Source organism: Desulfosporosinus sp. SYSU MS00001, assembly GCF_049943955.1.
In the GTDB taxonomy this organism is placed as follows: domain Bacteria; phylum Bacillota; class Desulfitobacteriia; order Desulfitobacteriales; family Desulfitobacteriaceae; genus Desulfosporosinus.
Genome location: NZ_JBNFTW010000010.1, coordinates 67233 through 92573, shown reverse-complemented (window position 1 = coordinate 92573; position 25341 = coordinate 67233). Strand labels below are relative to the sequence as shown.

The 25341-nt window shown below is 39.9% G+C and carries 21 protein-coding genes, 8 tRNA genes and 2 riboswitches; of the genes, 7 read left to right on the top strand and 22 right to left on the bottom strand.

The window, feature by feature from the left end:
• Nucleotides 1-39: 39 nt before the first annotated feature.
• The 5 genes from ACPUYX_RS16740 to ACPUYX_RS16720 form a co-directional block, all read right to left on the bottom strand.
• On the bottom strand, nucleotides 40-1200 hold the full coding sequence (locus tag ACPUYX_RS16740) for an FprA family A-type flavoprotein (protein ID WP_426380768.1): 1161 nt from the start codon (nucleotides 1198-1200) through the stop codon (nucleotides 40-42).
• Nucleotides 1201-1626: 426 nt separating this feature from the next.
• Nucleotides 1627-2772 (bottom strand): methyl-accepting chemotaxis protein, encoded by a 1146-nt coding sequence (locus ACPUYX_RS16735; RefSeq protein ID WP_426380767.1) that lies wholly within the window; start codon nucleotides 2770-2772, stop codon nucleotides 1627-1629.
• Nucleotides 2773-2777: 5 nt separating this feature from the next.
• Nucleotides 2778-3230, bottom strand: a complete 453-nt coding sequence (locus ACPUYX_RS16730; RefSeq protein WP_426380766.1) for a chemotaxis protein CheW — start codon at nucleotides 3228-3230, stop codon at nucleotides 2778-2780.
• A gap of 228 nt (nucleotides 3231-3458) precedes the next feature.
• Nucleotides 3459-5807 (bottom strand): PAS domain S-box protein, encoded by a 2349-nt coding sequence (locus ACPUYX_RS16725; protein ID WP_426380765.1) that lies wholly within the window; start codon nucleotides 5805-5807, stop codon nucleotides 3459-3461.
• A gap of 38 nt (nucleotides 5808-5845) precedes the next feature.
• Nucleotides 5846-6538 (bottom strand): MBL fold metallo-hydrolase, encoded by a 693-nt coding sequence (locus ACPUYX_RS16720; RefSeq protein WP_426380764.1) that lies wholly within the window; start codon nucleotides 6536-6538, stop codon nucleotides 5846-5848.
• A 95-nt stretch (nucleotides 6539-6633) separates the two neighbouring features.
• Here ACPUYX_RS16720 and ACPUYX_RS16715 point away from each other — a divergent pair, with 95 nt between their 5' ends.
• Nucleotides 6634-7002 carry a VOC family protein gene (locus ACPUYX_RS16715; RefSeq protein ID WP_426380763.1) on the top strand — a complete coding sequence of 123 codons (369 nt, stop codon included), beginning with the start codon at nucleotides 6634-6636 and terminating at the stop codon, nucleotides 7000-7002.
• A gap of 334 nt (nucleotides 7003-7336) precedes the next feature.
• Here the strand turns inward: ACPUYX_RS16715 and ACPUYX_RS16710 are convergent.
• The 10 genes from ACPUYX_RS16710 to sigI form a co-directional block, all read right to left on the bottom strand.
• Nucleotides 7337-7424 (bottom strand) — tRNA-Leu (locus ACPUYX_RS16710).
• Nucleotides 7425-7427: 3 nt separating this feature from the next.
• Nucleotides 7428-7502 (bottom strand) — tRNA-Cys (locus ACPUYX_RS16705).
• Nucleotides 7503-7513: 11 nt separating this feature from the next.
• Nucleotides 7514-7587, bottom strand: a tRNA-Gly gene (locus tag ACPUYX_RS16700).
• 6 nt (nucleotides 7588-7593) lie between these two features.
• A tRNA-Asn gene (locus ACPUYX_RS16695) sits at nucleotides 7594-7668 on the bottom strand.
• Between the two features lie 7 nt (nucleotides 7669-7675).
• Nucleotides 7676-7766: transfer RNA gene (locus tag ACPUYX_RS16690), tRNA-Ser, on the bottom strand.
• 9 nt (nucleotides 7767-7775) lie between these two features.
• A tRNA-Leu gene (locus ACPUYX_RS16685) sits at nucleotides 7776-7860 on the bottom strand.
• A 6-nt stretch (nucleotides 7861-7866) separates the two neighbouring features.
• A tRNA-Thr gene (locus tag ACPUYX_RS16680) sits at nucleotides 7867-7942 on the bottom strand.
• An 8-nt stretch (nucleotides 7943-7950) separates the two neighbouring features.
• Nucleotides 7951-8039 (bottom strand) — tRNA-Ser (locus tag ACPUYX_RS16675).
• 401 nt (nucleotides 8040-8440) lie between these two features.
• Nucleotides 8441-9499 carry an anti-sigma-I factor RsgI family protein gene (locus ACPUYX_RS16670; RefSeq protein ID WP_426380762.1) on the bottom strand — a complete coding sequence of 353 codons (1059 nt, stop codon included), beginning with the start codon at nucleotides 9497-9499 and terminating at the stop codon, nucleotides 8441-8443.
• Nucleotides 9492-10208 (bottom strand): RNA polymerase sigma-I factor, encoded by a 717-nt coding sequence (gene sigI / locus ACPUYX_RS16665; protein WP_426380761.1) that lies wholly within the window; start codon nucleotides 10206-10208, stop codon nucleotides 9492-9494. Before sigI ends, ACPUYX_RS16670 begins: the two co-directional genes overlap by 8 nt.
• Nucleotides 10209-10632: 424 nt before the next feature.
• On the opposite strand from sigI, the gene ACPUYX_RS16660 reads away from it, so the two are divergent.
• Both ACPUYX_RS16660 and ACPUYX_RS16655 read left to right on the top strand, forming a co-directional pair.
• Nucleotides 10633-10947 (top strand): FlxA-like family protein, encoded by a 315-nt coding sequence (locus tag ACPUYX_RS16660; protein ID WP_426380760.1) that lies wholly within the window; start codon nucleotides 10633-10635, stop codon nucleotides 10945-10947.
• Between the two features lie 260 nt (nucleotides 10948-11207).
• Nucleotides 11208-11348, top strand: a riboswitch (cyclic di-AMP (ydaO/yuaA leader).
• A gap of 3 nt (nucleotides 11349-11351) precedes the next feature.
• A complete protein-coding gene (locus ACPUYX_RS16655) occupies nucleotides 11352-12113 on the top strand; it encodes a C40 family peptidase (protein WP_426380759.1) in 762 nt (253 codons plus the stop codon).
• Nucleotides 12114-12427: 314 nt separating this feature from the next.
• Here the strand turns inward: ACPUYX_RS16655 and ACPUYX_RS16650 are convergent, their stop codons facing one another.
• A complete protein-coding gene (locus tag ACPUYX_RS16650) occupies nucleotides 12428-14059 on the bottom strand; it encodes a cell wall-binding repeat-containing protein (protein ID WP_426380758.1) in 1632 nt (543 codons plus the stop codon).
• 322 nt (nucleotides 14060-14381) lie between these two features.
• Between ACPUYX_RS16650 and ACPUYX_RS16645 the strand changes: the two genes are divergently transcribed.
• Entirely contained in the window at nucleotides 14382-15098 is a 717-nt protein-coding gene (locus tag ACPUYX_RS16645; protein WP_426380757.1) for a Bax inhibitor-1/YccA family protein, read from the top strand.
• Between the two features lie 88 nt (nucleotides 15099-15186).
• On the opposite strand, the gene galU is transcribed toward ACPUYX_RS16645, so the two are convergent.
• From galU to ACPUYX_RS16620, 5 genes are all read right to left on the bottom strand, one after another.
• Entirely contained in the window at nucleotides 15187-16104 is a 918-nt protein-coding gene (gene galU / locus ACPUYX_RS16640) for a UTP--glucose-1-phosphate uridylyltransferase GalU (RefSeq protein WP_426380756.1), read from the bottom strand.
• Nucleotides 16101-16544 carry a GtrA family protein gene (locus ACPUYX_RS16635; protein WP_426380755.1) on the bottom strand — a complete coding sequence of 148 codons (444 nt, stop codon included), beginning with the start codon at nucleotides 16542-16544 and terminating at the stop codon, nucleotides 16101-16103. Before ACPUYX_RS16635 ends, galU begins: the two co-directional genes overlap by 4 nt.
• Entirely contained in the window at nucleotides 16537-17505 is a 969-nt protein-coding gene (locus tag ACPUYX_RS16630) for a glycosyltransferase family 2 protein (RefSeq protein WP_426380830.1), read from the bottom strand. Before ACPUYX_RS16630 ends, ACPUYX_RS16635 begins: the two co-directional genes overlap by 8 nt.
• 20 nt (nucleotides 17506-17525) lie before the next feature.
• Nucleotides 17526-19616 carry a glycosyltransferase family 39 protein gene (locus tag ACPUYX_RS16625; protein WP_426380754.1) on the bottom strand — a complete coding sequence of 697 codons (2091 nt, stop codon included), beginning with the start codon at nucleotides 19614-19616 and terminating at the stop codon, nucleotides 17526-17528.
• Nucleotides 19617-19731: 115 nt separating this feature from the next.
• Nucleotides 19732-20139 carry a response regulator gene (locus ACPUYX_RS16620; RefSeq protein WP_426380753.1) on the bottom strand — a complete coding sequence of 136 codons (408 nt, stop codon included), beginning with the start codon at nucleotides 20137-20139 and terminating at the stop codon, nucleotides 19732-19734.
• Nucleotides 20140-20449: 310 nt separating this feature from the next.
• Between ACPUYX_RS16620 and ACPUYX_RS16615 the strand changes: the two genes are divergently transcribed.
• Together ACPUYX_RS16615 and ACPUYX_RS16610 are read left to right on the top strand one after the other, a co-directional pair.
• Nucleotides 20450-21268 carry a divergent polysaccharide deacetylase family protein gene (locus ACPUYX_RS16615; protein ID WP_426380752.1) on the top strand — a complete coding sequence of 273 codons (819 nt, stop codon included), beginning with the start codon at nucleotides 20450-20452 and terminating at the stop codon, nucleotides 21266-21268.
• Nucleotides 21269-21410: 142 nt separating this feature from the next.
• Nucleotides 21411-22520 (top strand): GerAB/ArcD/ProY family transporter, encoded by a 1110-nt coding sequence (locus ACPUYX_RS16610; RefSeq protein WP_426380751.1) that lies wholly within the window; start codon nucleotides 21411-21413, stop codon nucleotides 22518-22520.
• On the opposite strand, the gene ACPUYX_RS16605 is transcribed toward ACPUYX_RS16610, so the two are convergent.
• Nucleotides 22476-23573, bottom strand: coding sequence for an HD-GYP domain-containing protein (locus ACPUYX_RS16605; protein WP_426380750.1), 1098 nt, complete (start codon nucleotides 23571-23573; stop codon nucleotides 22476-22478). The genes ACPUYX_RS16610 and ACPUYX_RS16605 overlap by 45 nt on opposite strands.
• Before the next feature lie 88 nt (nucleotides 23574-23661).
• Nucleotides 23662-23745: riboswitch (cyclic di-GMP riboswitch) on the bottom strand.
• Nucleotides 23746-24078: 333 nt separating this feature from the next.
• Between ACPUYX_RS16605 and ACPUYX_RS16600 the strand changes: the two genes are divergently transcribed.
• Nucleotides 24079-25314 (top strand): D-alanyl-D-alanine carboxypeptidase family protein, encoded by a 1236-nt coding sequence (locus ACPUYX_RS16600; protein ID WP_426380749.1) that lies wholly within the window; start codon nucleotides 24079-24081, stop codon nucleotides 25312-25314.
• Nucleotides 25315-25341: the final 27 nt, after the last annotated feature.

The following is a 25341-nucleotide window of genomic DNA, read 5'->3' as shown; positions in this document are numbered from 1 at the left end:
TCCAGTCCCAAAACGGAAACGAATTTCCGATTAAGCTGCTTAAAGAGTCATTTCAATCTTTTTAGTGATCTCGGTTAACTGCTCAGGATCAGGAATATACTGGATTCTTATTTGCTCCAAGAGGCCAAAATTCATACTCTTCAATACCTCTTCGACCATGCCAACACTTTGGCCTCCCCAGCCATAAGAACCAAAAGCTAAACCAACCCGTTTTTTAGGAGCTAAACCTTTTAAATACGTTAAAAAAGCAGCTACAGTTGGAAGCATATTATTATTCAGGGTAGGTGAGCCTACACATATATATTTAGCAGTAAGAACATCTGTCATAATATCAGAGATATGATTCGTTCTTAAATTCCTCATTTTCGTGCTGATACCTTTCTTCTCCATAGCGTCCTGTATCGCATAAGCTATCATCTCTGTTGAATTCCACATTGTATCATAGACTATTACTGCCTTATTATCGGTCTGATCTGTAGACCATTTACGATATTCACTTAGGATATCCTTTATTTTCGAACGCCATATTACTCCATGACTTGGAGCAATGGTATTAATCTCTAAATCAGAAACCAATTCTAAAGCTTTTTGAACTTGATTGCCATAAGGCAGTACAATATTGGCATAGTATTTTGCAGCTTCTTCCATAACAATATCCCCCGGAAGCTGATCGTCAAAGCGTTCTGACGTTGCAATATGCTGCCCAAAGGCATCGTTGGAAAACAATAGTTTGTCCTCCGGTAAATAGCAAACCATGTTGTCCGGCCAATGAACCATGGGAGTATTGATAAAGGTCAGACTTCGTTTTCCCAAACTTAGGGTTGTTCCGGTTTTCATAACATTATAATTCCAGTTACCTTTATAGTGGGCTTTTAGACCTTTCTCTCCGTTTAATGAGGTATAAATTTGAGCTTGCGGAGCAGCTTCCATTAAACGAGGGAGTCCACCGGAATGATCCATCTCCACATGATTAGATACTATATAATCAATTTTAGAAGGATCAACAACTTCGGAGATTCGTGCTAACATTTCATCATATAAATAATGCTTAACCGTATCGATGAGTGTTACTTTTTCATCAATGATCAGGTATGCATTATATGTAGTACCCCTTGGAATTAAATATCCGTGAAAATTTCGAATATCCCAGTCGATTCCCCCAACCCAATAGATGTTTTCTGCGATTTGGACAGGTTTCATTTTAAGCACCCCATTCTAAAATTTAAATTAGTTTAATTCAGAAAAACTTGACAAGTAATAATGCTAACGTAATACGCTTTAAAATCGAAGCATGTAATTCCAGGAACTGTTATATTGAAAGTTTAAGAGCAGTAAGACTATTTATAATAATTATTATATCATATTGGATTTACAGTTCAAGAGGTGTTATTATGATTATTTGATTTTATTACTATTTTCAATTTCAGTCTATTTCATCCCCCAAAGTTATTAATTAAATTGCACCTACAAAATATCACAATAATAATTAGAAAACTGCAATTCAGCGAAACAAAAAAAGGCCGGATTTCAATCCGACCTTAACGTCACTACCGTCATTATTTGGTCAACATTTCAGTTATAGAGTTCAATCTTTTAGTTATAACTCTGCCTTTGCTTACCTACAAGCTATAGAGTCTTTGCTATATTGCTCAATTCCGTTGACATTGATGTTATTTCCTCAATACTTGCAGTAATTTCTTCTGAAGCTGCCGCTTGTCCCTGACTGGCATCCAGGGATTGATTGCTTTTATGACGGGCTTCCTCGACTTTGGTCTTAATCGTTTCTGTCAGTTGCTTAATTTTCGGTACAGTACTCTTGGATTGTGCCGAAAGCTTCCTGATCTCTTCAGCAACCACTCCGAAACCTCGCCCCGCGTCACCCGCCCTTGCGGCCTCGATAGCAGCGTTTAAACCTAACATTTTTGTTTCATCTGCTATTTCCTTGATAAAATCAGACACTTCATTGATTTTTTCCGATATATCGATAATCTCTTTAATGTGAGAATTTAGATCTTCTTCATTAGAATGAATTTGGGTTGCTGATGCTGATAACTCCTCAATAGCCGCTGCAATCCCTGTCAGACTGCTTTCAAGATTACTGGACATTTCACGAAGTGTAAAGGCCGTTTTCTTTGGTGTGACAATCCCAATCGTTGCCACAAGGTCCCCCTCATCATCAGTAAGTGGAAAATTCGCAATATGGAGCGGCATGCCAAATCGCGAAGCATCGATTTCATCAATAATAGGTTGTTTTGTTTTTATCACGTGATAAGCTATGTCATCATCCGATAAATCATTACCAACTTTAACAGATGGCAGATCAAATTTTTTCGAAGATTGGGCATAAGCAATTTTTGTCAAATCAGACATGTATAAAAAAGCCCCTTCAAGAAACATTTCAGCTAAAATTGGAGCGAAATCATCAAAGGCGGCAGCAACAGGATGTAATTTGGGAACGATTATGGAAAATGCACCTACTGCATCGCCATTGTTATCAAGTACAGGGATGGAAATAATGGAGACTCTTTTCCCATAGACTGTTCGCGGAATATTTTGGATTAAAACTTCTTTTTGGCGGACCGCCTGCATAGTTGTTGAACTGTCGTTTAATTTGTTGCCGACCTTAATGGCCTCAATTGAAAACGATGATGATGCTTTCACCCATACAAAGGTGTCTCTTTCCACGATACTGAATATAACCCCGCCCGGGATAAAATTCACTAACAGCTCAGCTAATACCTTACACGATTCTAATTCTGATAATGCAATCATGCCCTTCACTCCTCATCATGCCATTTCGTGACTAATTCTTCTTTGAGTTTAGTGCTGTTTAGTATAAGAACTATGCGGTCATCAATTCGAGCTATGGCTTCAACGCTGTTACTAGCCAGAGAAAAGATATGAGTACTTAGTTTTTCAACAGCTTGTTCTTCGAGCTTAATAACTTCTGATACGTCATCAACCATGATTCCCAATAAAATTCCCTCCAGGTCAAGGACAAGCAAACGGCTATCAAGGCCTCGTTCAGTCTGCTGAAAACCGAATCTCTTTTTTAAATCAAGAATGGGAATTACTTTTCCTCGCAAATCGATAACGCCTTCCATGAATGGTGGCATATCAGGCATTCTTTTGATGTTCTCTGGTATACGGATAATTTCCTGGGCGTAAGCAATCTCAACACCATACTCGTCTTCTCCCAAGGTAAAAACAACCAATTCTAAAGAGCTCATATCAAAACCTCCTTTCTTTCACTTAACTCTATGGGTTTATGGTAAAGAGCATTTATTTGAGTAGAGATATCGAAAAATTCCATCTATAAAGAGAATTGGACTAACTCTAAATAAATATTAAGGTATCTAGAAGCAACACACAATTACCCAGATTGTCTATTTTTTTGACAAAAAAATTACAGTTTATTATCCAGTATGGCTAATAAACTGTTTCTTCATGTCGAATAATTATACAATCATATTCAACTTATAAATCATAATTGCTGCTGAAAGAGCTAAACGTATTTGATAATTATCTAATGAAACTGATAATATCTTTTCAATACGCTGCTTGCGAAACATTAGGGTTTTCCTGTGAATAAATAATTCCTCAGCTGCTCGTCTGAGATTGTTACTTTTTAAGATCTTTTCAAGAGTGTTCAATAAGTCCGTTCCTCTATGCTGATCGTAGGTGATAAGAGGCCCAATATTTTTCTCAACAAACTCTTTCTTATCATCCTTCTTGTCTATTGCTGCCAGAATTTGAAAAAGGCCTATGTCACGAAAATAAAAAACTCCACCTTCTTCTTCTGTTAAGCATTTTGATGCCAGAAGTGTATTCCATGCCTCCTGGTAGCTTTTTTCAACACTGCCCACTTTACAGTGAATATCGCTGATAGCAATAGTTAGAGTAAGGTAAGGGACATAATTATTAATAATTTGTTTGATTTGTAAGGCAATTTGCTGAGTTTTTTCCCACCCATTTCCTCGTTCATTATGTTGACAAAGCAGACAAATATTATTTCGATTTTCCCAGACCGTAACATTCATCTGCTCGGTGATTTGCTGCACAATTTCAACCTTAAGATCCCCATTGGGACTCAATTCACTTCCTTGAGACATTAAATCAATATCCTGTATTTGGATTAAACAGCAACAGAGGGGTTGTTTAAGGTCAATTCCCCACTCTTTAACGAGGGCCCAGGTTTTATCATCATAGGCTGTATAACCATTTATTAGATCATTGATAAAATCGCTTCGTCGCCTTAGTTCATAGGTAAAGCGGAGAGTCTGCTCAATACGGATCCGTTTGGTAATGTCAGATACTAAGAGAACTGCCGTTTTTTTATCGTTCACTTTATAATCCATGGGAGCAGTCCGGCCTTCAAAATAGCGTTTTTCTGTTCCCATATTCAGTTCCCGCAACATATGGCTTACTTCCCCGTTTGTTATAGCCTTGCGAACATGATTAAGCATAGTTTGGGCTAAATCCAGAGGAAATAGCTCATAAACAGTGTGTCCTCTCATCGTTTCCGGCGGGTAGAGAAACTGGTTATCATGACCAAAGACCTCTAGATAACGTCCGTCTTCGTCAATAATGGCAGTAAGTTCCGGGATAGCTTGGGCAAAATCCTTTAGGCGTTTTTCGCTTTCGCTGATTAATTCTTCAAGTTTTTTGCGTCGAGTAATATCAAGGATTAAGCCTAAATAACGAATCGGACGCCGTTGCTGATCATAAATTATCGAACACGTGGAATAAACCCAGCGATAAGTACCATCTTTATGAAGCAAACGGTATTCCAATGCATATTTGTGGGACTTTTTGTCATTACAACTTTGAATTGCCTGGTCAACTCGGTCAACATCCTCAGGATGAATTAAGCTATGCCAGTCATCGATCATTTCATTAGCGTTATAGCCGACAATTGCTTTCCAGCGTGAATCTTGAAGGGCTGTCTTCTCAACAAGGTCAACCTCCCAAGTTCCTGCCCTTGCTCCATCAAGAATAAGTGATAAACGTTCGTTGTTTTCTTTTAGCTTATTCTCGCTTTGCATTTTTTCCGTAACATCAAAAATAATTGAATTGATTAATAGTTTATCAAGGGATTGAAAAGGACAGGCAAAAACTTCAACGTTACGAATTTCACCATTCATCAGTCGATGTTCAGTGTAAAAGGATTTTCCATCACTTTTGATAATCTCCTGCAACAATTCATCAACTCGTAATCTATCATCCTTCTCAATATTATAAATTGTCATTTTATCTAATTGTTCCGCTGTATAGCCGTAATAATTAGCAGCTGCTTGATTAGTTTTGACAATTTTACCGGTTTTAGAATCAACAACCATCATTACTGCAGGACTGTTCATATAGAGGTAATGATATTCCATTTGTTTTTGACGTAGTCGGTTTTGGGACTCAATATGTTTGGTTAAATCTTTAAACAGATAAAGATGCCCGATCCTTTCCCCCTTATCATCGAGCATGAGTGATGCATGTCGTCTGATCGTCCGGCCATCTTTTAAAAAAAGCAAATCTTCCTTAGTCCGTTCAGATTCTTCGAGTAGATGTTCATATCCCGCCCTAAAACTCGAAACATCTTGAACCAAAGTTGAGCAAAAATCAATAAAATCTGTATGCTTATAAATACCCTTCAGAAGATCATTCTGCGCATGTTCTAAGTGCCATAACGTTGTAAACTCCTGATTACTAAAAATAATCTGGTTATTCTCATCATTAACTGCACAACAGGCTAAGGGAATAGCACGCACCATGGCCCAAAGAGAACTACACTCACTACGCTGCGTCTTATCCATTATGAAATAACCTCCTTGGAGTGCTGTCCGTACTCTCGTTAAAGAATTAACTCTTGTCCCTTGTGAGAAAATTTGAGGATTCTGCAGGAGGAATTTCTCATTTCATTTCCAAAATACTCCAGGATTTCAGGGCTATCTGTAAAGTGCATTGGAATTAGATATTTAGGATTAAGTTCTTGAATAAAATACTTCGCTCCTGCCAGATAATTCTTTTCAAGTCTTGGATCTACCGGAAAGAAAGCAAAATCGATGTCTTCACCTTTGATTCTTTGAATTTCATCCTTATACTCTTTCTCGGCCTTGGCCATTTCATCCTTAGTATCAATCCAATACCACCAGTTTAAATCTCCGGCATGAAAAAGACGGGTTCCTTCATCCTCGACCAGAAAAGAAACACCTATATCTGTAGAATTATAGGCTTTAATTTTTAAACTGCCCAATTCGATTTTTTCGTATGGGGCAAGTACATTCAGGTTATTGATGGTTGGAGAAACGGAAATATCGTTACTTAAGATATAGTGAATATCCGATCTTTCTTTTTGCCATTCTAGGATTACGGGATTAAAATGATCAGGATGGCTATGGGAAACAAAGACATAAATATTTTTAGGACTTTTCTTTAAATCCCCGATACTACCTTGATAGTAATCAAAAATGAGTACATTGTTTTGAGTTTCGACTGCAAAACCACTATGATACAAATATTTTATTTTAAGATGTGCCTTTTCCATTGTTATCACCTCATAATGATTATACAATAAATTTGAAGAATTCAAGAGCTTGCTGCTCAAGGCAACTTAACAAAATTTAAGAAAGAAGGTTTACTATGAAATTTCGATTTAATCATAATAACTTTAACATTCTTGACCTGGAAAAAAGCCTAAAATTCTATCAAGAAGCCTTGGGATTGGTAGAAGTCAAACGATTTGAACCGCCAAACGGTGAATTTATCCTTCTTTATCTTGGAGACGGAGCTACTGAACATAGTTTGGAACTTACATGGTTAAAAGAGCGAACAAAACCCTATGATTTAGGAGAAAACGAATTTCATGTAGCTTTTATGGTTGACGATTTCGAAGCAGCTTATGAACATCACAAGAAAATGGGATGCATTTGTTATGAAAATAAAGAAATGGGAATCTATTTTATTAACGACCCAGACAATTACTGGTTGGAAATTATACCCAGAAAATAACTGGACCCACATAACTATTAAACTTTATCACATCGTTTCGAGATTCGCTCACTCTACTTTACGGAACTGTTAATTTTGGCACGATATTTCACTGGGAAATTTTAGGAATACGAGAAAAAATGCCTCTAAAGAAATGTTCTTTAGGGCATTTTTTCTTGACGATATGAGTTTTAACAGTTAAAGAACTACACAAACATTATGAAGGATTATTTTAACCTTGAATAAAATGACAAAACCCGAGAATGCCAAAATACGTTGGTCAATTTCGTTCACCAACGTATTTTTACAACAGAAATAAAGATTACTCTATGATATTTTCCAGCTTATTATGTAATGGTGCCGATGACCGGAATCGAACCGGTACGGGCTATTAACCCGCGGGATTTTAAGTCCCGTGCGTCTGCCAGTTCCGCCACATCGGCAATTGGAGGCGGCACCCTGATTCGAACGAGGGGATCGAGGTTTTGCGGACCTCTGCCTTACCACTTGGCTATGCCGCCATAAGTATTACTGGAGCGGGTGATGAGAATCGAACTCACGTAGCTAGCTTGGAAGGCTAGTGCTCTACCATTGAGCTACACCCGCAATGAATGGCTCCCCGAGTAGGACTCGAACCTACAACCTACCGGTTAACAGCCGGTTGCTCCACCATTGAGCTATCGAGGAATGTGTCTGGCGGAGAAGGAGGGATTTGAACCCTCGCGGCAGTTACCCACCCTAACGGTTTAGCAAACCGTCCTCTTCAGCCACTTGAGTACTTCTCCAAGTATATTTGGTGCGGAAGACGGGACTTGAACCCGTACGGAGTTACCCACACGCCCCTCAAACGTGCGCGTCTGCCAATTACGCCACTCCCGCAATAAATGGAGCCATTGACCGGGATTGAACCGGTGACCTTATCCTTACCAAGGATACGCTCTACCGACTGAGCTACAATGGCATGTATAATGGCGGAGGGGGTGGGATTCGAACCCACGGCCCCTTGCGGAGTCACTGGTTTTCAAGACCAGCTCCTTAAACCACTCGGACACCCCTCCAAAAATAACAATACTTTTAATTGATGGGCAGGTGTTCTCAATAGAAAGAAAGTGATCCAGCTAGTTAAGGCCGGAACTGTATAGTAACACTTTAAATCAACCTTGTCAAGACGCAAAAATTAATAACCTTAAAGTCACCAAAAGGATATTAAATTTCTATTACCCTTGACCGAATTCAAATATTACCATTAACAGAGTAAATTGTCAATAGCCAAACGCACTATATGCGTTTTATAGTTTTCCATCTGCTATCCCGTTGATGCAACGTTTATTTAGATCTGAGCAGCAAAAATTATTGGTACAATACGCCGAAAATCACCTTCAAATCTTTTCCAGCTCAACTGCTGCTTATTTGAAGATGTTTAATTTAAGTTTATTCTACAATTGCTGCTAATGCTCCCCTATCTTTTTGAACTCTCGTTGGGGGTGCCCCTCTCCGCTTTTTTCTTTGACTCCTCTGGAAAACGATTTGAGCCTTTATTCATCTGGGGCACCGCATGTCTGTTATTCCGAGAATCATTGTTCTTCTGTTGTTTTGGCTCCATATTACTACCATTACCTGGCATTTTAGCTGAGGAGGGCGGCAGCTTATCAGGCTTTAGTTTCCCTTTTGTTTCTTTATCGGATTGATCAGTCGGTCCGGAATCAGACCTTACATCTCCGTTCATTTGAGGCGCATTTAATTCCATCCCACGCCTACCAGTCTTGATCTGCTCTTGAACCTGAGGATTTTCAAGTAATCGAACCCGTTCTGAATTATCTTTAAGTTTCTGAGCTTGCGTCTCAACCCCAGCCTTTTGAGCCGCTTGCCAAAGCGCATACTCTCCAAGGGTCAGTTCTCCTTGTTGCGCTAGTTCACGCTCTTGAGAAGTCAGAGGAAAAACTGCTACCTGTGGTTTTAAACCATTTTTTTCAATTGCTCCCGTGACCCATAAGGCGATTTGCTGATTGTTAAGTTCCTTAGGCATTTGATCAGAGGTTCTATCCGACATTGGAGAATATCCCACCACAACCCAGTGCTGTTGGGAATTTAGAAATTTATGATCATAGGATTGACTGATGATTTGTTCTAAGGCCTTATCCAGCGGCTGTCCTTTAAGATTCAACTGACTCAGCATGCTTTTGGCGTCATCATTTTCACTCTGGAACTTTAATAAGTGTCCTTGGGAGTCAATCGTAAATTGTAAACTTGGGTTAATGTCTACCGAGAGTAACGCAACTGCAGTTGGCGCTTGATAGAGGTTCCATCCCAAACAAGCCATCAAGACTAAAAGGAATAATGCGGCTACTCCTGCCCCGATACGTAGGTTGTTTACATTCATTATACCTGCCCAAACTTCGATTTCCTCGCCTACACCAATGTTCTGTCGCCTATAAACATGGCGAAAGGTGCCGTCATTTCCTAAAACAGTATAACGAAGCCCAGATTTTTCTAACACCACAGCTTTCAACTTACTCATTTTCTCCCCCCTTTTCCCGCGAGATGACATATTCTCTTAAATATATATAGTCATGTTGATTGGCAATAAGCAAAGCTACGGCTAAGATATATTTCCGTCCCCTTTCCAATACTTTAGGATGAATCTGAGTTTTCAGTGCTAAAGCTTGCATAGGAACTTTTCCTGTGCGTTCAACATGAGCCCATAGTTCTTTGTCAAATGCCAGCTCTCTTGCCGCCCTGAGCAATGTCTCACGAGAATCTCGATGTTTGGGGGAAGCTGCAACTAAATCCTGAAAGGTAAGGTTTACTGCCGCCAAAGCTTGTGTGAACTGTTGAATTTCGGCCGCCCTCTCCCGGTTTTGTTCTTTCTCTTTGAATTCATTTAAACTAAGATGAATTTCAATGTCTCGTCCAATATCATCTTGGTCGAGAGAATTTGTCAGTTGTGACCGCTGTTTCCGATGATAATCAATAAGGCGCCTTTTGATTAAAAGTCTGGCAAATGCTAAAAAGGGCACGCCTTTATCAGCTATAAACAAATCGATGGCTTCGTTAAAAGCGATCAAAGCCTCTGATAATTCCTCATCTCTGCCCCATTCCAGAAAATGAAAACACGCCTGACTAGCCACATGACAAATAAACATTTGAGATTTGGCCAAAAAATCCTCTCGGGCTTTCGAATCCTCTTTCAAACGCTGCCACGTCGATTGGTCTTCCCATTCCGGCATGCTTTCTTCCTCCTACCCTTTTATACGATAGGGCTTCTACTTTTTATGGGGGCTCGCCCCAAATTTTCTTCAAATTCTTCTACAAAAACAAAAATAATGACATCTAAATATCCAACTTTAACTATTCGACACCTCGTTAAGCATTTCCTCTCAAATTAACCAAGCCCTCTTCGATCCTTATGGTAATTATTCAGTGAACTGTTCGGCTAAAGAAACATAACTAAAAGATTCGGTCAAAGAATTCTCGAAAAATTCAAGAGTTACTTCTGTGCTATTTTCAGCTAAAATTCAGTTAATTTTCAGCTAAGATTCAATTACCTGTAGTAACTTGTTTTTATTGGCTTTGTTTTTGGATTAGATCATTATCAATTTTAAAGGTGTTTTTCAGAAGTTCAACTATTTAATTTAGAAAGGAAATTTTTCTATGGACGTTTCAGCAGTATCGTTTGGATCTAATAACGATTATTCTTCATCAACTAATAATAGTCAAATTAAACAAATTCAAAACCAAATACTAAAACTCCAACAAGAATTGAAAACTGAGAATCAGAGTAATGATGACGCTCAAACGAAACAAATGAAAACGCAGCAAGTGCAAGCTCAAATTGAGCTGCTGCAAGCCCAGTTAACGCAGCTTGAATTAAAGAATCAAAACAAAAATTCCGCTCAACAAAGCACGAGCAATAAAGACACACAAAACCTCAAAAATAATTTACATATGATTGATATTCAGGCTTAAAAGTAATTTAGTATGCCATAAAATTCTCTGAGTTTGCTATATAATCTACCGGGATATCTCCTAACTGCAAACTGTAAAAACGCCAAATCGATCATGATTTGGCGTTTTTACAGTTTGTTCTGGACTCTACTTATGTGAAACATATCACAATCTATATTAATGCGATTTGTATAAAAATGGTTCCCTGCCAAATATTACACATTTCATTTTAGAGGATATTAACGAATTCTGTCGAATTCTTGTTTATGAAAATATGGACGAGAAAAATAAAGCTGAATCTGGAAATTATTCTAGAACGGGGGATTTTATTTCTAAACGGGGTGAATCGCCGATATGGCGTAGGGCTGTTACCTTTTGTCCGAATCCGACAACTAACCTCGTAAGCTATGAAAGGTGAAAAGGTAATGAAATTGTCTCCAGCCCTGTCTCAACTATCAGGTGTCATTCTATCCGGGATGCTCTTGGTAGGGAATGTTCTAGTCCCATTAACGTCACAAAGCTTGAGTTTCAATTCTTTCATGAATTCTAGTATCTCAACATCCTCTTCAACGTCAGCCATTGTTCCACAATTTATTCACCAACAGTTACCTGCACAGAAAACTGATCCAATCTTTGATCCAACAATACCTACCGTGATGACAGCAATACCAAACGAGAATCAAATTCAGACGAAAACTACGCAAACAGCAGAAATCTCTCCGCCTGAAAGTACGTCATCCGTACATATGATTCAAGTTGCTCAGGCCGCGTCAAATAATTCTATGAAAGATGATGATGCCAATGTATCTCGCGGCAGCAGTAACCATTCTGACATCATCGATCATGCTGTAAGTTTAGTAGGAAAGCCCTATGTTTTTGGCGGGACATCGTTAAAAGGATTTGATTGTTCCGGATTTACTCAGTATGTTTTCGCTGGATCCGGTATTTCTCTTCCGCGAACGTCTTATGCTCAATATGCAACAGGCGGTTCCGTCAGTAAGAGTAATCTCCAACCGGGAGACTTAGTTTTCTTTTCAACGTATTCTAAGGGAGCGTCTCACGTAGGTATTTATATCGGCGGCGGAAAATTCGTGCATGCTGATAACCCTAAAAAAGGGGTAACTATTACCAGCCTGAGCGACAACTTTTACGTTAAAAATTATCTTGGAGCTCGAAGGTATAAATAATTCGCTTTAGCGTTTTATATGGTAGTTACCAAACAAGCTTTAATAAGAGCATTTAATTCAGATTGTTTTTTATTGTATAATTACGATATTTGCAGCTTATTATACGTATTATACGCCAACTGCGGACTCTTCGGGGCCCGCAGTTTTATTTTGAAACGTAAAAAGGGGTGTTACTCTACGAACTACTCATGTTCGTAGAGTAACACCCTTATTTCCATCGCTTAATCCCGCTCTAACTCATTCAGAGGGATTAAAATATGAATAATTGATTTAGTATAAAGTTTAGATTAAGTATTATTTCTCGACTTGCTACATCAGCTAATCTTTGTAAAAATGAAATTTACGGGACTACTAGAAGGGGGAAAACTGATAGGATGATTAAGATAACCTGAATAAGCCGAATCACCTGTAATTATGTTATTACCTAATATGTGTGGAACACCCATATTATAAATTTCAAGATACTTGTCAATTAATATAAAATTGTCTTCTTCAGACCAGCTAGAATTTTTAATTCTAATTATTGTAGGATTAGGGAACGAATAACTTGCTTTATAGTTTGTGGTATATCCTGTACTAACTTGGGTGACTTCTAACGTTCCATCACTATCAAATGTCAAAGTGATTTTTCCATCAGACGTTGTCCATGTACCCAAAATATCTTGCTGCACTTGGTCAATTGTTAAAGACGGAATTGGATTCTCGGGTTTAACCTCAATAGTAGCTATAGGCTTAACAGCCGTAGACTCGGCTATATTACCTATTACGCAAAAACTTCCCTCGACTGCATATTTGTTTGATTCTATAACTGGCCATGTAACATCAACTGTTTTAGTTGTCCCATCCATCATAGTAGCTGTTATCGTTGAAGGCAGGGTCGGGGCAGTTCCGATTGAAGTTGTTACACTAACTGTACTTAAATGACTTACTCCAGCTTTACCCTGTCCTAACCCTGATATAACACTATCGGGAATAATAACTGTTCCACCAAACACATCGACGGTAGGGGGGAAATTAGTACTACTCTTTGAGCCATTGGCAATTCTATCTTGATAATAACTTCTTGTCACATCTGCCAGAGAATCATTGATTAAAATGATAGGAGCAGCAATTTTTGAGGCTAGAGCACTTCCGCTTAGGGCATCCGGAAATTGTTCACCGGAAGCTACAGTTGTAATTTTAGTGCCGAAAACACTGGCAAATTGATTGTTAACAGCAATATTTGTACTGTAACTGTTATCACCTGAAATCCTTTCATAATCTGGAAACTGATTAGTAACATTATCACTAATGTTATCGGAATTACCGATTACATAAGTCTTGACAATACCTTTATTTGCAGAAATATAGTTTTTAACAGAATCAGGAATACTGTCTTGAGATACAAGAATGATTGGATCTTGTTTTATCGCTGCAACGGGTGAAATCGAAAGAGCATCGGTAAAATCGTCAGAAGTACAAACGAATAGCGTCGATGGGGACGAGGTCACTTGCTTAGCTACTGCAATTGCGGTTTCATATTTATCGTACCCATAAACCCTATTGGTTGTTATCCCCATTGATTGTAGTTCAGAATCTATAGCAGCAGAAATTACTCCAGTACCACCTATAATTGTAACATTTTTGGTTTTTAAATCAGTTAATGTTTTCTGGGTGATTGCTGGCAGCGTTGTGCTCTCGGTAAGTAATATGGGGGCATCATATTTTTTAGCCAGGGGTACGGCAGCAAGACTATCCGTGAAATTGCCTCCAAAGGCTAAGATACAATTTGTTGAACCATTGGGCCAACCTTGTTCAGCAATTCTGCTGGATGTTTCATAACGATCTTGACCTGCCATTCTATTGATGATTGGTGAAATGGTTGACGTATCCGTCGCAGCCAATACCGGGAGAACTGACGAAAATGAAAATAACACGGTTAGAATCAAAGTCGGTAATTTCCTCATAGAATCATTTCCCTACTTTCAGGTTTCATAAATTCATAGTCCGGCCTTTTTTAAGTTACAACTCAAAAAAACCAGAGTCGAGACACTTAGTTAATTACTGAAGCCTTAGAAATTAAATTTCGTATATGTATACATCAACTCCTTAGGGCTAAAAACATAGTTCAGGTAGTTTGTATTATAGGCGAATTTATCAGGAATTTGGTAAAGAACTTTTTAAGGTTTTGTGAAATTTTAGAGATTTGTTAGTAAAGTAAAGAATGTCGTGATACTATAAGGCTAAAGCTACTATTCTAAAAGAACTAACGAAAGAGGTGTAACGCTGATGTCACCATTTGAAAATTCATCCCATTATTATCAAAATCCCTATGTTATTGACATTAAAAAGGTCAAGACTGTTTCATTATCCCAGGTCATGGGCCTTTTATCCTTTATGTTCTTAGCAATGGCTGCCGGAGCTTTACTAGTTCCCCCGCAATATTTTATGCCTGCTGCTATTTTGGAATTTTTGTTGCTCTTTATTATTCCGATCGTTAGCCGACGAGCTGTCGTACGAGGAGATGATCCTGCCGCCGGTTTAACTGCAGGACTGGCTCTGCTCTTTGCAGCATGCGCGGGAGCTGTTCTTGGCCCAATCGTCCAAGCTTTAACCGCAACGACTGAAGGACTTTTAGTACTTGGGCAAGCGGCTTTAGTAACCTTTATTGTCTTTGCCGCTTTTGGTGCCTATGGGCTCATGACAAAGCGTAATTTAAGCAGTATGGCAAAAGCGCTCTTTATTGGCTTGTTAGTCCTGCTGGGAGTTACAATTCTTTCAACGATTTTCAGTAGCTTTTTCAGTCCTTTCGGCTTGCTGATCGGTTTAGGAGGCGCTATTCTTTTTTCCCTGATGACGGCCTTAGATTTTCAACGAGCAAAATATAGCCTTGCTGACAATGCTGTTTTAGTCACCCTAAGCATCTTTTTAGATTTCATCAATTTGTTTACATTTATTTTAGATATTTTTCTGATCTTTGGCGGCGGCGGAATTCGCAAACGTTAATAGGGATAAGCAAACGTTATCCATAATAAGTGAATCACAGAACGACGAGGCCCACGATACTCTATCAAAGAGGATCGTGGGCTTTTTTCTAGAAGCTGGAGCACATAGGTTTTCTCTCTGACCTCTCTCTTTCCCTCAGTTTTCTGCCAATAACCTGCTGCAAGTAATCCATAAGCAGAGGCTCTAATTCTTCCCTCTGCAGCCCCATTTCCACAATGGCCTGTAAATAGCCAAACTTATCACCGATGTCGTAGCGTTCTCCCTCTAATCTCCAGGCTAACAATCCTTCGTGGAAGCAAACCTGCCTTAAAGCATCCGTCAACTGATATTCATTGCCCGCTCCCCGTTCCAAGGTATGAAGAATTGAGAAAATTGAAGGTTTAAGAATATACCTTCCCATGATAGCCAAATTTGAAGGCGCTTGAAACGGCGTAGGTTTTTCAATTAAATCCTTAACCTGATAAGTTTGACCTTTAGTATCTTGAGGAGCAATAATTCCATATTTTCGAACATCATCATTAGGGACCGGCTGTACACCAACTACGGTGGCATCATACCTTTCATAAACCTCCATTAGCTGCTGCAGTCCGGGCTTGTCCGAAACCATGATGTCATCCCCTAACAAGACTGCAAAGGGTTCATTCCCGATGAATTGCTCGGCACAAAGGACGGCATGACCTAATCCCAACGGTTCTTTCTGGCGAATGTAATGAATATTAGCCAATTCATTAATACGCTGCAGTTCATTTAGCACATCTGTTTTCCCTTTATCTTTTAAAGTCTGTTCCAGTTCGACGGACTTGTCAAAATGATCTTCGATGGATTTCTTATTGCGTCCGGTAACAATAAGAATACTTTCAATACCGGACTGTACGGCTTCTTCAACAATATATTGAATTGCCGGTTTATCAACAATCGGCAGCATTTCTTTAGGTTGTGCCTTGGTTGCCGGCAAGAATCTTGTGCCTAAACCGGCTGCCGGAATCACGGCTTTCTTAATCTTCATACCATTTCACTCCTTAATCTAGGCTGCCGAAATACCCATAAACGGCTGCCCATAAAATTGATGGCTAAACTTGCACCTACAGCAATCAATCTGCTCGCCAACATCGGCCATCCCCAGTTGTCATGAACCCATACTAAAAGGCCATAGGTCAAGGCCAGAGTAACGATATTTAAAGATATGAACTGGATCATTTGTCTCATTGAGCGGCCAGAGGTTAATTCGTCCTGACTCGCTCCACCGTCTTTGGCTTTAAAGGTCCATTTCCGATTCAGCCAAAAACTGTTTAATATCCCGCAGCTGTAAGAAAAAGTGTGGGCGGGGAGTAAAGGAACTCCCCAGGCAAACAATACGGCAAAAACCCCAAAATCAATCCCGGTATTTATTCCTCCCACGGCACAAAATCTCAGAAATTCAAGCTGACGTTTTGTTATCCTAGCCAATCTTCATCACGTTCCGTTCTTTCTCTTCCTGATGGTAAGATTCCCCGACGACATAAAGAGGGCGGTTTCTTGTTTCATCATAAATACGACCGATATATTCCCCCATGATCCCCATCATTAACAGCAGAAAACCTGTCAAAACCATTTCACCAACCAACACTAGATTCCATCCACCTATAGCTGAAGAACCTACGATTTTAAACAACAGCAAGAAAACCAAATATACAAACCCCAGGGCTATAAGCCCTGCCCCTGAATAACTGGCCAGTTTGATCGGCTTAAAGGAAAAGGAGGTCAAACCATCAAGACATAATTTAATCATCTTTTTAAGGGGATATTTGCTTTCACCGGCTAACCGAGGGTCTCTGTCATATTCAACGGCCGTTTGCTTAAAGCCCACCCAACTCACTAAGCCCCGAACATAGCGGTTTTTTTCCGGTAATTGCTTCAAGATATCACATACCTTTCGGTCTATAAGGCGAAAATCGCCGGTATCAACAGGTATGTCAATATCTGTTGAGGCGTTCAAAAAGCGATAGAACAGATGAGCTGTTTGTTTCTTGAAAAATGTTTCGCCCTTGCGCTGTTTGCGTTGAGCATAAACAACCTCATAGCCTGCCTTCCATTTGTCAATCATTTCTAAAATAAGCTCAGGAGGGTCTTGAAGATCGGCATCAATAACCACAACTGCCGCCCCTCTTGAATAATCCATTCCGGCAGTAATTGCTACTTGATGGCCAAAATTACGTGAGAAGGATAGAAGTTTTACGGAAGGATCACGATCACATAATCCTTTAATCAGATCAACTGAGTCGTCACAGCTTCCATCATTGACAAAAATTAATTCATAAGCTTCTCCTGTCGAGGCCATCACTTGTTTTAAGCGCCGATATGTCTGCTCGAGAACTGCGTCTTCATTGTAAACCGGAATCACCACGGAATAGCGAATGTTATTGTTCATAGTCATACCTTTGCCTCCTTTTAAGGATTGACTTCATATAACGTACCGGCGCCGTTCATACCCATGATTCCGCCGGTATTACTGCTCGAATTAGCTTGCCATTCAGACTGGGGTATTTCCGTACCATTCTGCTGAATCCAGGTTTGAATATCTGAACTGCCTCCACCAAGGGCGACTCCGGAGAGCAGAAAATACTTTATTTCTTTATTAGCGACCATTTGTTTCAATTTGTCGACAGTAAGAATTGGGTCAGAACCAGAAAACCCTCCCATTGCCATCACCGCTTGACCGGTTTGAATTATATAGGCTTCTGCAGTACCTGCATTGGTCGTTGCAAAAAGGTATTTTTCCCCGGTATTATGAGCTTTTAAATAAGCTAACAGCTGAGTATTAATGGTATCCTGTCTCTGTCCAGGGCCTTGGCTTCTGTTAGTGGCAGAAGATTGGCTCTGAATTGGGGACTGTGCTTGATTTCTATTTTGCCATTGTCCAAAAGTAAAGGTTTGCTGCGGTCCGGCAGCCGGCATCATGGCATTATCCCCATAGATGAGCGGTGTTGCCGCCCAATAGAGAGGAGCCGCCAACAAAACGAAGATCCCGCCAATCGCGGCCGCCTTAGTGTAGAGCACACGTGCCCTGCTTGCTGACTGATTTGCCTCTGCGCCTTTTCCTCTGGACAAAGGCAGAAGGAAGTAGATAGTTATGATGCTGCCCAGGATTCCGAGGGAGATCGGCAAACTCCATCCGATTGTCTCTTTATAAGGCAAGAGGATATAGAGTTGAAAGACTGTTGTCCCCAGTATTCCTATGGGCAGCAGCCATTGTTTCCACCCCTCTCGGCTGCGATTCAAACCTAATAACTCAACCCATCCTGTGCCTGTTAAAGCAGCAATAGCCGGTGCCAACATGACTAAATAATATTGGTGAAAAAAGCCTGCGACACTGAAAAATCCCATCATCGGTATTAACCAAGCCAGCCAAAAAAGACTTTCCTTTTGCTTAACCGTCAATGGCTGTTTCCTGCGTATTCCAATGAACAAACCAAGTGCCGATAAGAGGGCAAACGGGAGCATCCAGCTGATTTGTCCTGATAATTCTGATTGAAACAAACGGAGTGGGCCTGCCGTACCAGTATTAAACATGCCTCCCCCGCCCCGATTACCTCCAGGCCCTCCATTTGCCAGACCACCTGGCGGATTGATGCCATCCGGAATTCCTCCATGACCATCTTGTGCTGAACGATCACCTTGCTTCAAGTTTTGCGTCCATTGGCCGTGTGTTTGGCTATCAGCAAAGCTTCTTTGGTTCCCTCCGCCAGGACCGCCTTGACCGGTCAGCCGGGAAACACCGTTATACCCAAACGCCAGTTCTAGAACAGAGTTCGTCTGACTGCTGCCGATATAGGGACGATCTGCCTGAGGAATACTGTCGACAATCAGGGCCCAAGAGAAGGATAAGGCGAGCATAACTGCAGTAGAAGCGGCTAAAACTTTTAGTTTCTTCTTCCAATTCACCTTAAAGGCCAGCCAAGAGAGGAGATAAAATGCAGGAAGAACCATATAAGCTTGAAGCATTTTAATATTAAAAGCGACACCAATAAGAGCAAAAGCTCCCAGGAAAAGTATGGTTTTGCTCTTGCGAACGGCTTTAAATAACAACGCCGTTGCCAACAAGAGGGTAAAGACCAGCATACTATCGACATTATTTGAACGGCTAACCGCTGCAGCAATCGGCGTACAGGCCATCACTAAAGCTGAAATTCTTGCTGCAGCCCGTCCGAAACTTGGTTTAATCAAGAAATATAGTAGTAATACCGAACCGACCCCTGCCAAAGCCTGAGGCAAAACTACGCTCCAACCATGAACTCCGAGGAGGGAAGCAAAAAGGGTCTGGATCCAAAAAGCTACTGGCGGCTTATCCACTGTAACAAATCCACCTGGATCGAAGGATGCAAAGAAGAAATTATGAAAGCTTTGGAGCATACTTGTTACTGCAGCCGTATAGTAAGCATTGGCGTATTGGTCTTTCCAAATGCCGTATATATTGAGAAACGCCGCAAGCAAGGCGGTCCCGATAAGAATCGTATCGATTCGTTTTCCCTTTAATTTCATGATTCTTACTCCTTTATAAATTTCTGATGCTGTTTACGTTTACTGTACCTACTATAACCTGTGTTTCTGAATTGCCTCTAAATGCAGGCTGAAAGTTTACTGAAATTTGGTCTATTTAAACAATCTCTTGAGTATCACTCCCATCCAATAAATGAGGAAATTGTTCATTAATTCTGCAATTGATTCTTGCCAATAAGTCTTCAAAACTAAATGGTTTTCCCAGATAATCATCAGCCTCCAGCAAACTATTTACCGAATCCTCATTCTTCTCTGTCAAGAAAATAATAGCTGTTTCACCTATTCTTTTTAGGGATGAACTTAGGTTTGAATCACCAACTTTTAATCCTACGAGGTCTATAAGGGCAACATGGGGCTGAAAAGACTTGGCAATTTTCAAAGCTTTCTTCTCATTCTGAGCAATACGAACAGTAAATCCTTCATATTTAAAACCCATCTCTAAAAACTCCAGAATATTTGGCTCGTCCGCAACTAATAAAATTTTAATATCTTCGGCTCTGTGCATTTTTGTCAACCTCCTTGAAGTTTAGAGAACTTTCTTCAATTATTAAGCGTTAAGCTGAATCTATAATGAATGTAAGCTGAAAGTTCAATGAAAATTGAATAGCAAATAATTCAAAAAAACTAAGCAGCCCTGTTCCGTTCAATCCCGAAACGAGGCTGCTTAGTTTTTCTGTTGGAATACCTTTCGGATTTTCTTACCTATGAATAAAACAAGAGCCATCTGAAGAATTCACTCTTTTTTCAAAGTTTATGTCTTACTCCGGGTATTAATCAATATATTCAAATAAGAAGCGAAACAGAGGTGTAAGGCTATGAATCACCGTAACATAATCTTAATCCCTCGACGTCCTATCGTATCACTTTCAATCTTAATTATTACAATCATGACAATTATAGGATTTATACGACATGCGGCTTCTTCAAATCGTCCCATATCAGTAGAGCCTGTCAGCGGTGAAATAGCTATTGTCATCGATGACTTCGGCATTGATAATCCTGGCACAAAACAGATGTTAGAATTAAACATTCCAATTACTGCTGCAATTATGCCTAATCTGCTCTATAGTAAAAAGGAAACAGAATTAATCCATGATCTTGGTTACGAAATTATTATTCACATGCCCATTGAAGCAAAGAACGGGCGTCGGGAATGGCTTGGACCTGGGGCTCTAACAACAAATTTGTCACCGCAAGAACTTCGAACACGCCTTGAAGAGAGTTATAAGCAAATTTCCTATGCAGTTGGGATAAGTAATCATATGGGATCAAAGGGCACAGAAAACCTTCAAGTTGTATCGGCAATAGTAGCGATGGCAAAAGAACATAGATTAGTAGTCTTGGACAGCAAGACAACTGAGTCGACCATTTTAGCTCGAGAAGCAAAAAATGCCGGTTTAGCAGCAGGTACTCGGGATATTTTCTTGGATAATTCTGCGGATCTGAATTCAATTAAAAAACAAATTAAACTTCTCATTTCCAAAGCAAAGATTTCCGGTAAAGCAATAGGTATCGGTCATGTCGGCCCTCAAGGGCCTAATACGGCACGGGCGATTAAGGAGATGCTTCCGGAAATTAAAGCTCAGGGAATTAAAATCGTCCCTTTAACAAAATTGCTTAAATCGCAGACCTGAATCGTTACGGGTACCGGCGAAGCCCTCTTAAATTAAGGATAATTGAAGGATTGACGGGTAAAACTATTGGATACCATGTTTGTTTTCAAAATTTGACACAACTGGTAAAGCAAACGTGAGAAGGTTCAAACGGGAAGGGACTATGGAAAGAATTTCAGCACACCAATTCATGACCTTAGGAGCATCTGTACTCATGGGCGGAACGTTCCTTCTCATTGCCACTTTTGTTACCGAAGCAGGCGGACGGGACGGTTGGATGTCTATTATGCCTGCCTTTGCATTAACAATTCCTTACGGTATTATGATACTTTCATTATCAGCCCGATACCCCGAAAAAAATTTGTTGGATATTTCGGGAATTATCTTTGGGAAATGGACTGAAAAAATTATAGGTTCTCTCTATATTGTAATATCCGGTTACTATGGCGGGTTACTCTTAGCTTTTATCGGAATTATTTACGAACAATCCATAATGCCCTTAGTGCCTCGTTGGGTCCTTTACCTTGGTGGTCTGCTGCTAGTATTCTATTTAGCATCTACTGGAATTGAAGTCTTTGCTCGCTTTTCTGAAGTCCTCCTGCCCGTCATCGTTGTGGCCTTAGTTTTTAACATTGTCCTAACATTTCCGCGCATTGAACAAAATGAACTTCTTCCTTTCTTTGAAAACGGAGTTAAACCCCTTTTATGGGGCGCTCTTAAAGTAATACCTTTTCCCATGGTCTATTCCATGTTCTTAGCAGGAATCATTACATTTCTGCCCCAGAACAATCAGCAAGAAATAAGCCAATTTAAGACGGGGATTTGGCGAGCAGCTTTTCTTGTAGGAATTTTAAATACCATCGTAGTTTTAAGTCAAATTCTTGTCTTTGGACCAAGAGAAACAATTCGTCTATCCTTTGGCATTCTTGAATTAGGTAAAATGGTAGAAATAAGCAGGACCGTGGCTGGTGTAGAATCCTTATTTATGGGAGTTTGGCTCGGTGCCTTAGTGATAAAATGTTGCGCTTTTTTTTACATGACCACTTGGGGATTAGAAACAGTTCTAAATTTAAAAGGAATAAAATGGCGGCTCCTATTAGGTGCTACATTTCTTGGAATCGCTTTCGGAGTTAAAAAGGGATTCTATTTAAGTACAAAACTTTCTTTTGTTGAAAGTTATCTTATTTTCCCTTTCGTTTTTGTTTGGATTCCCATCCTCTGGATAACCTCACATTGGAAGGTTAAACTCAACACGCCCAATAAAACGAGTTAAATCTTGCATTAAATCTACATATTGTGCCTTATTGAGAAACCGTCCTTTGTTATCTCTTAACAGACGAATCAAAGGCCGTGTAGGCATTTGCACGGGAACAGCCGCAACGACTCCTATTTCACCGGTATTGAGTGTTACAACTGCATTTTCCGGATATAAGATAAGGCTTTCACGAAAAGCTTTAACAACTGTAGGATTATAACCTTTTCCCGCCCCAGCAATGATCATCTCCAAAGCATAGTAAGGCGGCAAACCTTTTCGATAGGGTCTGTCAGCAGTTAATGCTTCGAATACATCGGTAACAGCTACAATTTGGGCATCGAGATGAATATCATCCTTTTTATACCCGCAAGGATAGCCAGTGCCATTCCAGCGTTCATGATGTTTAACGACTGTCTCTAATACACTTGGCAATACCCGAGAGTTTTTCAACATATCCGCGCCAAACTGTGGATGCTGCTTCATAAGAAGCAGCTCTTTCGCCGTCAAAGTTCCAGGTTTATTCAAAACTTCTTTAGGAATATTCAATTTACCCAAATCATGCAAAAGTGCTCCCAGAGTTAAATGCCTAAGTTTCTTCTCGCTATACCTCAAACGCCTGGCTGTCAACGTTGCTAAAATTGCTACGTTCAGACTATGCGCAAAAGTCCCATAATCATGATGTTTAAATTGTTCAACATCAAGTCGGACCAAATTCAAATTTAAATATACATTAATAGGTCTTAATTGTTTGATAATTGTTTCCACTAGATTAATTGTATGTTCTATCTGTTCTTGACTAATAAGTTTTGCCTCATGATAAATACTCCATAAAGAACCAACTAATTTAACATAGACATCCTTAGGAAAAGCTTTAACAACATTTGACGAACGATTTTCATCTTCTTTTCTCTCCCAAATAAAAACCTCCCTATTTTCAAGAAGATCTCGGATACCTTCTGTGATTGGTTGTCCTTTATGTAATAACAATACACCCACTTTATCAAATAAATCGGCATTCGCTGTCCTGCTCACTGCTAAATTCGTATGGACTTGCTTTAACAACCAATTCAAGAATTCTCCCTCCTCTTTATCTCCCTTAACCCTTCCTTATTATAAATAAAAAACGCCGAACTCAATGAACGGCGACACAGTTTCTTTGTTTGGTAACCCGGCTGTCTATCATCCTTTAGCTAGACCCGTGGCTTTGCGTCCTCAGCTCTCACTGAGTTTGCCTTTATCACTGAATGTTAAATTATCGATTATCTCCTTACATCATTAAACAGTTTTGTATCACTGAAAGGTAGTATATTATAAGATATGATAAAGTACAACATCATTTAACCATTATAACGTATTTTTATCATATTATTACATTATTTCTAAATTTGTGACAAACATCAAATTTAATTTGACATAATCTAAGTTTATGTGACCCATTTCACTTCCGTGGATATACTAATTACCTATTATAAACTTATGTCTAAAATAACTATTTTGCAAAGAAACCATTTGTCGAAACCGAACTCTTCCTGTAAAATTAAACTGTTCCTATTAATCTATTTAAGGAGGTTTTTTTATGTCTGGGACTCCGTCCACTTCCCCATCTCACAAGGTTTCGATGGTTCCCATCAAAGGAATTTTGGTTTTGCTCATTGTAATCTTAATTTGTGCTCTGGCTGTTGGTCGTTATAATGGCCCTCTGCCGGGTGTAGAAGCGAAACTAGCTACAACGTCCTCTTCATTGCCCGGTCATTTTTCGGTCACATTTCCCGAACAGGGTGAATCAGCTGTTGGCACAGAAAATTTAGGGGTCATAACGTCAACGCCAAACCAAACATCCGTACCAATTGCCAGCGTTACAAAAATTATGACTGCTTATTTAGTCTTAAAAGCTCATCCTTTACAACCTGGTCAAGACGGTCCCGCTTTAACTATGAGTGCTCAAGATTTCGCTGGTTATCAAAACGCTTTAAGCAACGGCTATTCATATTTAAAGATTGAAGAAGGGGAAACCCTCACTGAAAGGCAACTCCTGGAAGGTTTATTACTCCCTTCGGGAGACAATGTTGCCGATACCCTTGGCCGCTGGGTAGCCGGATCTGATGAAGCTTTTGTTGCTAAAATGAACGAAACCGCAAAATTGCTTGGCATGACTAAAACACACTATGCAGATGCCAGCGGTGTCAGCGAAACGACAGTCAGCACCGCTGTAGATCAAATAAAAATTGCCCAAGCAGCCATGCAAGACCCTGTTTTTCGTCAAATTGTTGCCATGCCGCAAGCGACTCTTCCTGTTGCCGGAACAGTCTACAATGTCAATAGTATGGTAGGAAAACATGGCATTACAGGCATTAAAACAGGATCCACAACAGCGGCAGGCGGTTGTTTTGTATCGGCAGCGCCCGTTGTAGTTGGCGATGAAACCCATTACATTATTGGTGCGGTCTTAGGGCAAATTACTCAGCAATCTCTCCAAAGTGCGCTCCAAGCAAATGTTGACATAATGGATCAAGTTCGCTCTCAATTCAAACTCTATACCTTAGACCAACCTGCCTCTGGTTATGGCGAACTTACAACAGCTTGGGACAGCAACAGTCCGTTAAAAGCGTCTAAGCCTGTAAAAATCTTCGGATATCCTGGAATGAAAGTCAACTATTCCATAGATATCCAAACTACTAAATTACCAATCACAGCCAACAGTAATAGCGCCGCTTTGAAAATCAAATCCGGTGAAGAAGTCCAATCTATTCCGCTTCAAAATTTACAACCCATAAATTCGCCCGGATTTTTATGGCGACTTATTCGTTTCTAATAAGGGAGTAATTGTCTTCCCTTTAAA

Coding starts and splice junctions, on each gene's coding strand:
- ACPUYX_RS16610 (WP_426380751.1), top strand. CDS start 21,411: ATGGAAAGAATTTCAGCACACCAATTCATGACCTTAGGAGCATCTGTA.
- ACPUYX_RS16620 (WP_426380753.1), bottom strand. CDS start 20,139: ATGCACAGAGCCGAAGATATTAAAATTTTATTAGTTGCGGACGAGCCA.
- ACPUYX_RS16615 (WP_426380752.1), top strand. CDS start 20,450: ATGAATCACCGTAACATAATCTTAATCCCTCGACGTCCTATCGTATCA.
- sigI (WP_426380761.1), bottom strand. CDS start 10,208: ATGCCGGAATGGGAAGACCAATCGACGTGGCAGCGTTTGAAAGAGGAT.
- ACPUYX_RS16660 (WP_426380760.1), top strand. CDS start 10,633: ATGGACGTTTCAGCAGTATCGTTTGGATCTAATAACGATTATTCTTCA.
- ACPUYX_RS16655 (WP_426380759.1), top strand. CDS start 11,352: ATGAAATTGTCTCCAGCCCTGTCTCAACTATCAGGTGTCATTCTATCC.
- ACPUYX_RS16725 (WP_426380765.1), bottom strand. CDS start 5,807: ATGGATAAGACGCAGCGTAGTGAGTGTAGTTCTCTTTGGGCCATGGTG.
- ACPUYX_RS16740 (WP_426380768.1), bottom strand. CDS start 1,200: ATGAAACCTGTCCAAATCGCAGAAAACATCTATTGGGTTGGGGGAATC.
- ACPUYX_RS16625 (WP_426380754.1), bottom strand. CDS start 19,616: ATGAAATTAAAGGGAAAACGAATCGATACGATTCTTATCGGGACCGCC.
- ACPUYX_RS16715 (WP_426380763.1), top strand. CDS start 6,634: ATGAAATTTCGATTTAATCATAATAACTTTAACATTCTTGACCTGGAA.
- ACPUYX_RS16720 (WP_426380764.1), bottom strand. CDS start 6,538: ATGGAAAAGGCACATCTTAAAATAAAATATTTGTATCATAGTGGTTTT.
- ACPUYX_RS16735 (WP_426380767.1), bottom strand. CDS start 2,772: ATGATTGCATTATCAGAATTAGAATCGTGTAAGGTATTAGCTGAGCTG.
- ACPUYX_RS16730 (WP_426380766.1), bottom strand. CDS start 3,230: ATGAGCTCTTTAGAATTGGTTGTTTTTACCTTGGGAGAAGACGAGTAT.
- ACPUYX_RS16670 (WP_426380762.1), bottom strand. CDS start 9,499: ATGAGTAAGTTGAAAGCTGTGGTGTTAGAAAAATCTGGGCTTCGTTAT.
- galU (WP_426380756.1), bottom strand. CDS start 16,104: ATGAAGATTAAGAAAGCCGTGATTCCGGCAGCCGGTTTAGGCACAAGA.
- ACPUYX_RS16650 (WP_426380758.1), bottom strand. CDS start 14,059: ATGAGGAAATTACCGACTTTGATTCTAACCGTGTTATTTTCATTTTCG.
- ACPUYX_RS16645 (WP_426380757.1), top strand. CDS start 14,382: ATGTCACCATTTGAAAATTCATCCCATTATTATCAAAATCCCTATGTT.
- ACPUYX_RS16630 (WP_426380830.1), bottom strand. CDS start 17,505: ATGAACAATAACATTCGCTATTCCGTGGTGATTCCGGTTTACAATGAA.
- ACPUYX_RS16600 (WP_426380749.1), top strand. CDS start 24,079: ATGTCTGGGACTCCGTCCACTTCCCCATCTCACAAGGTTTCGATGGTT.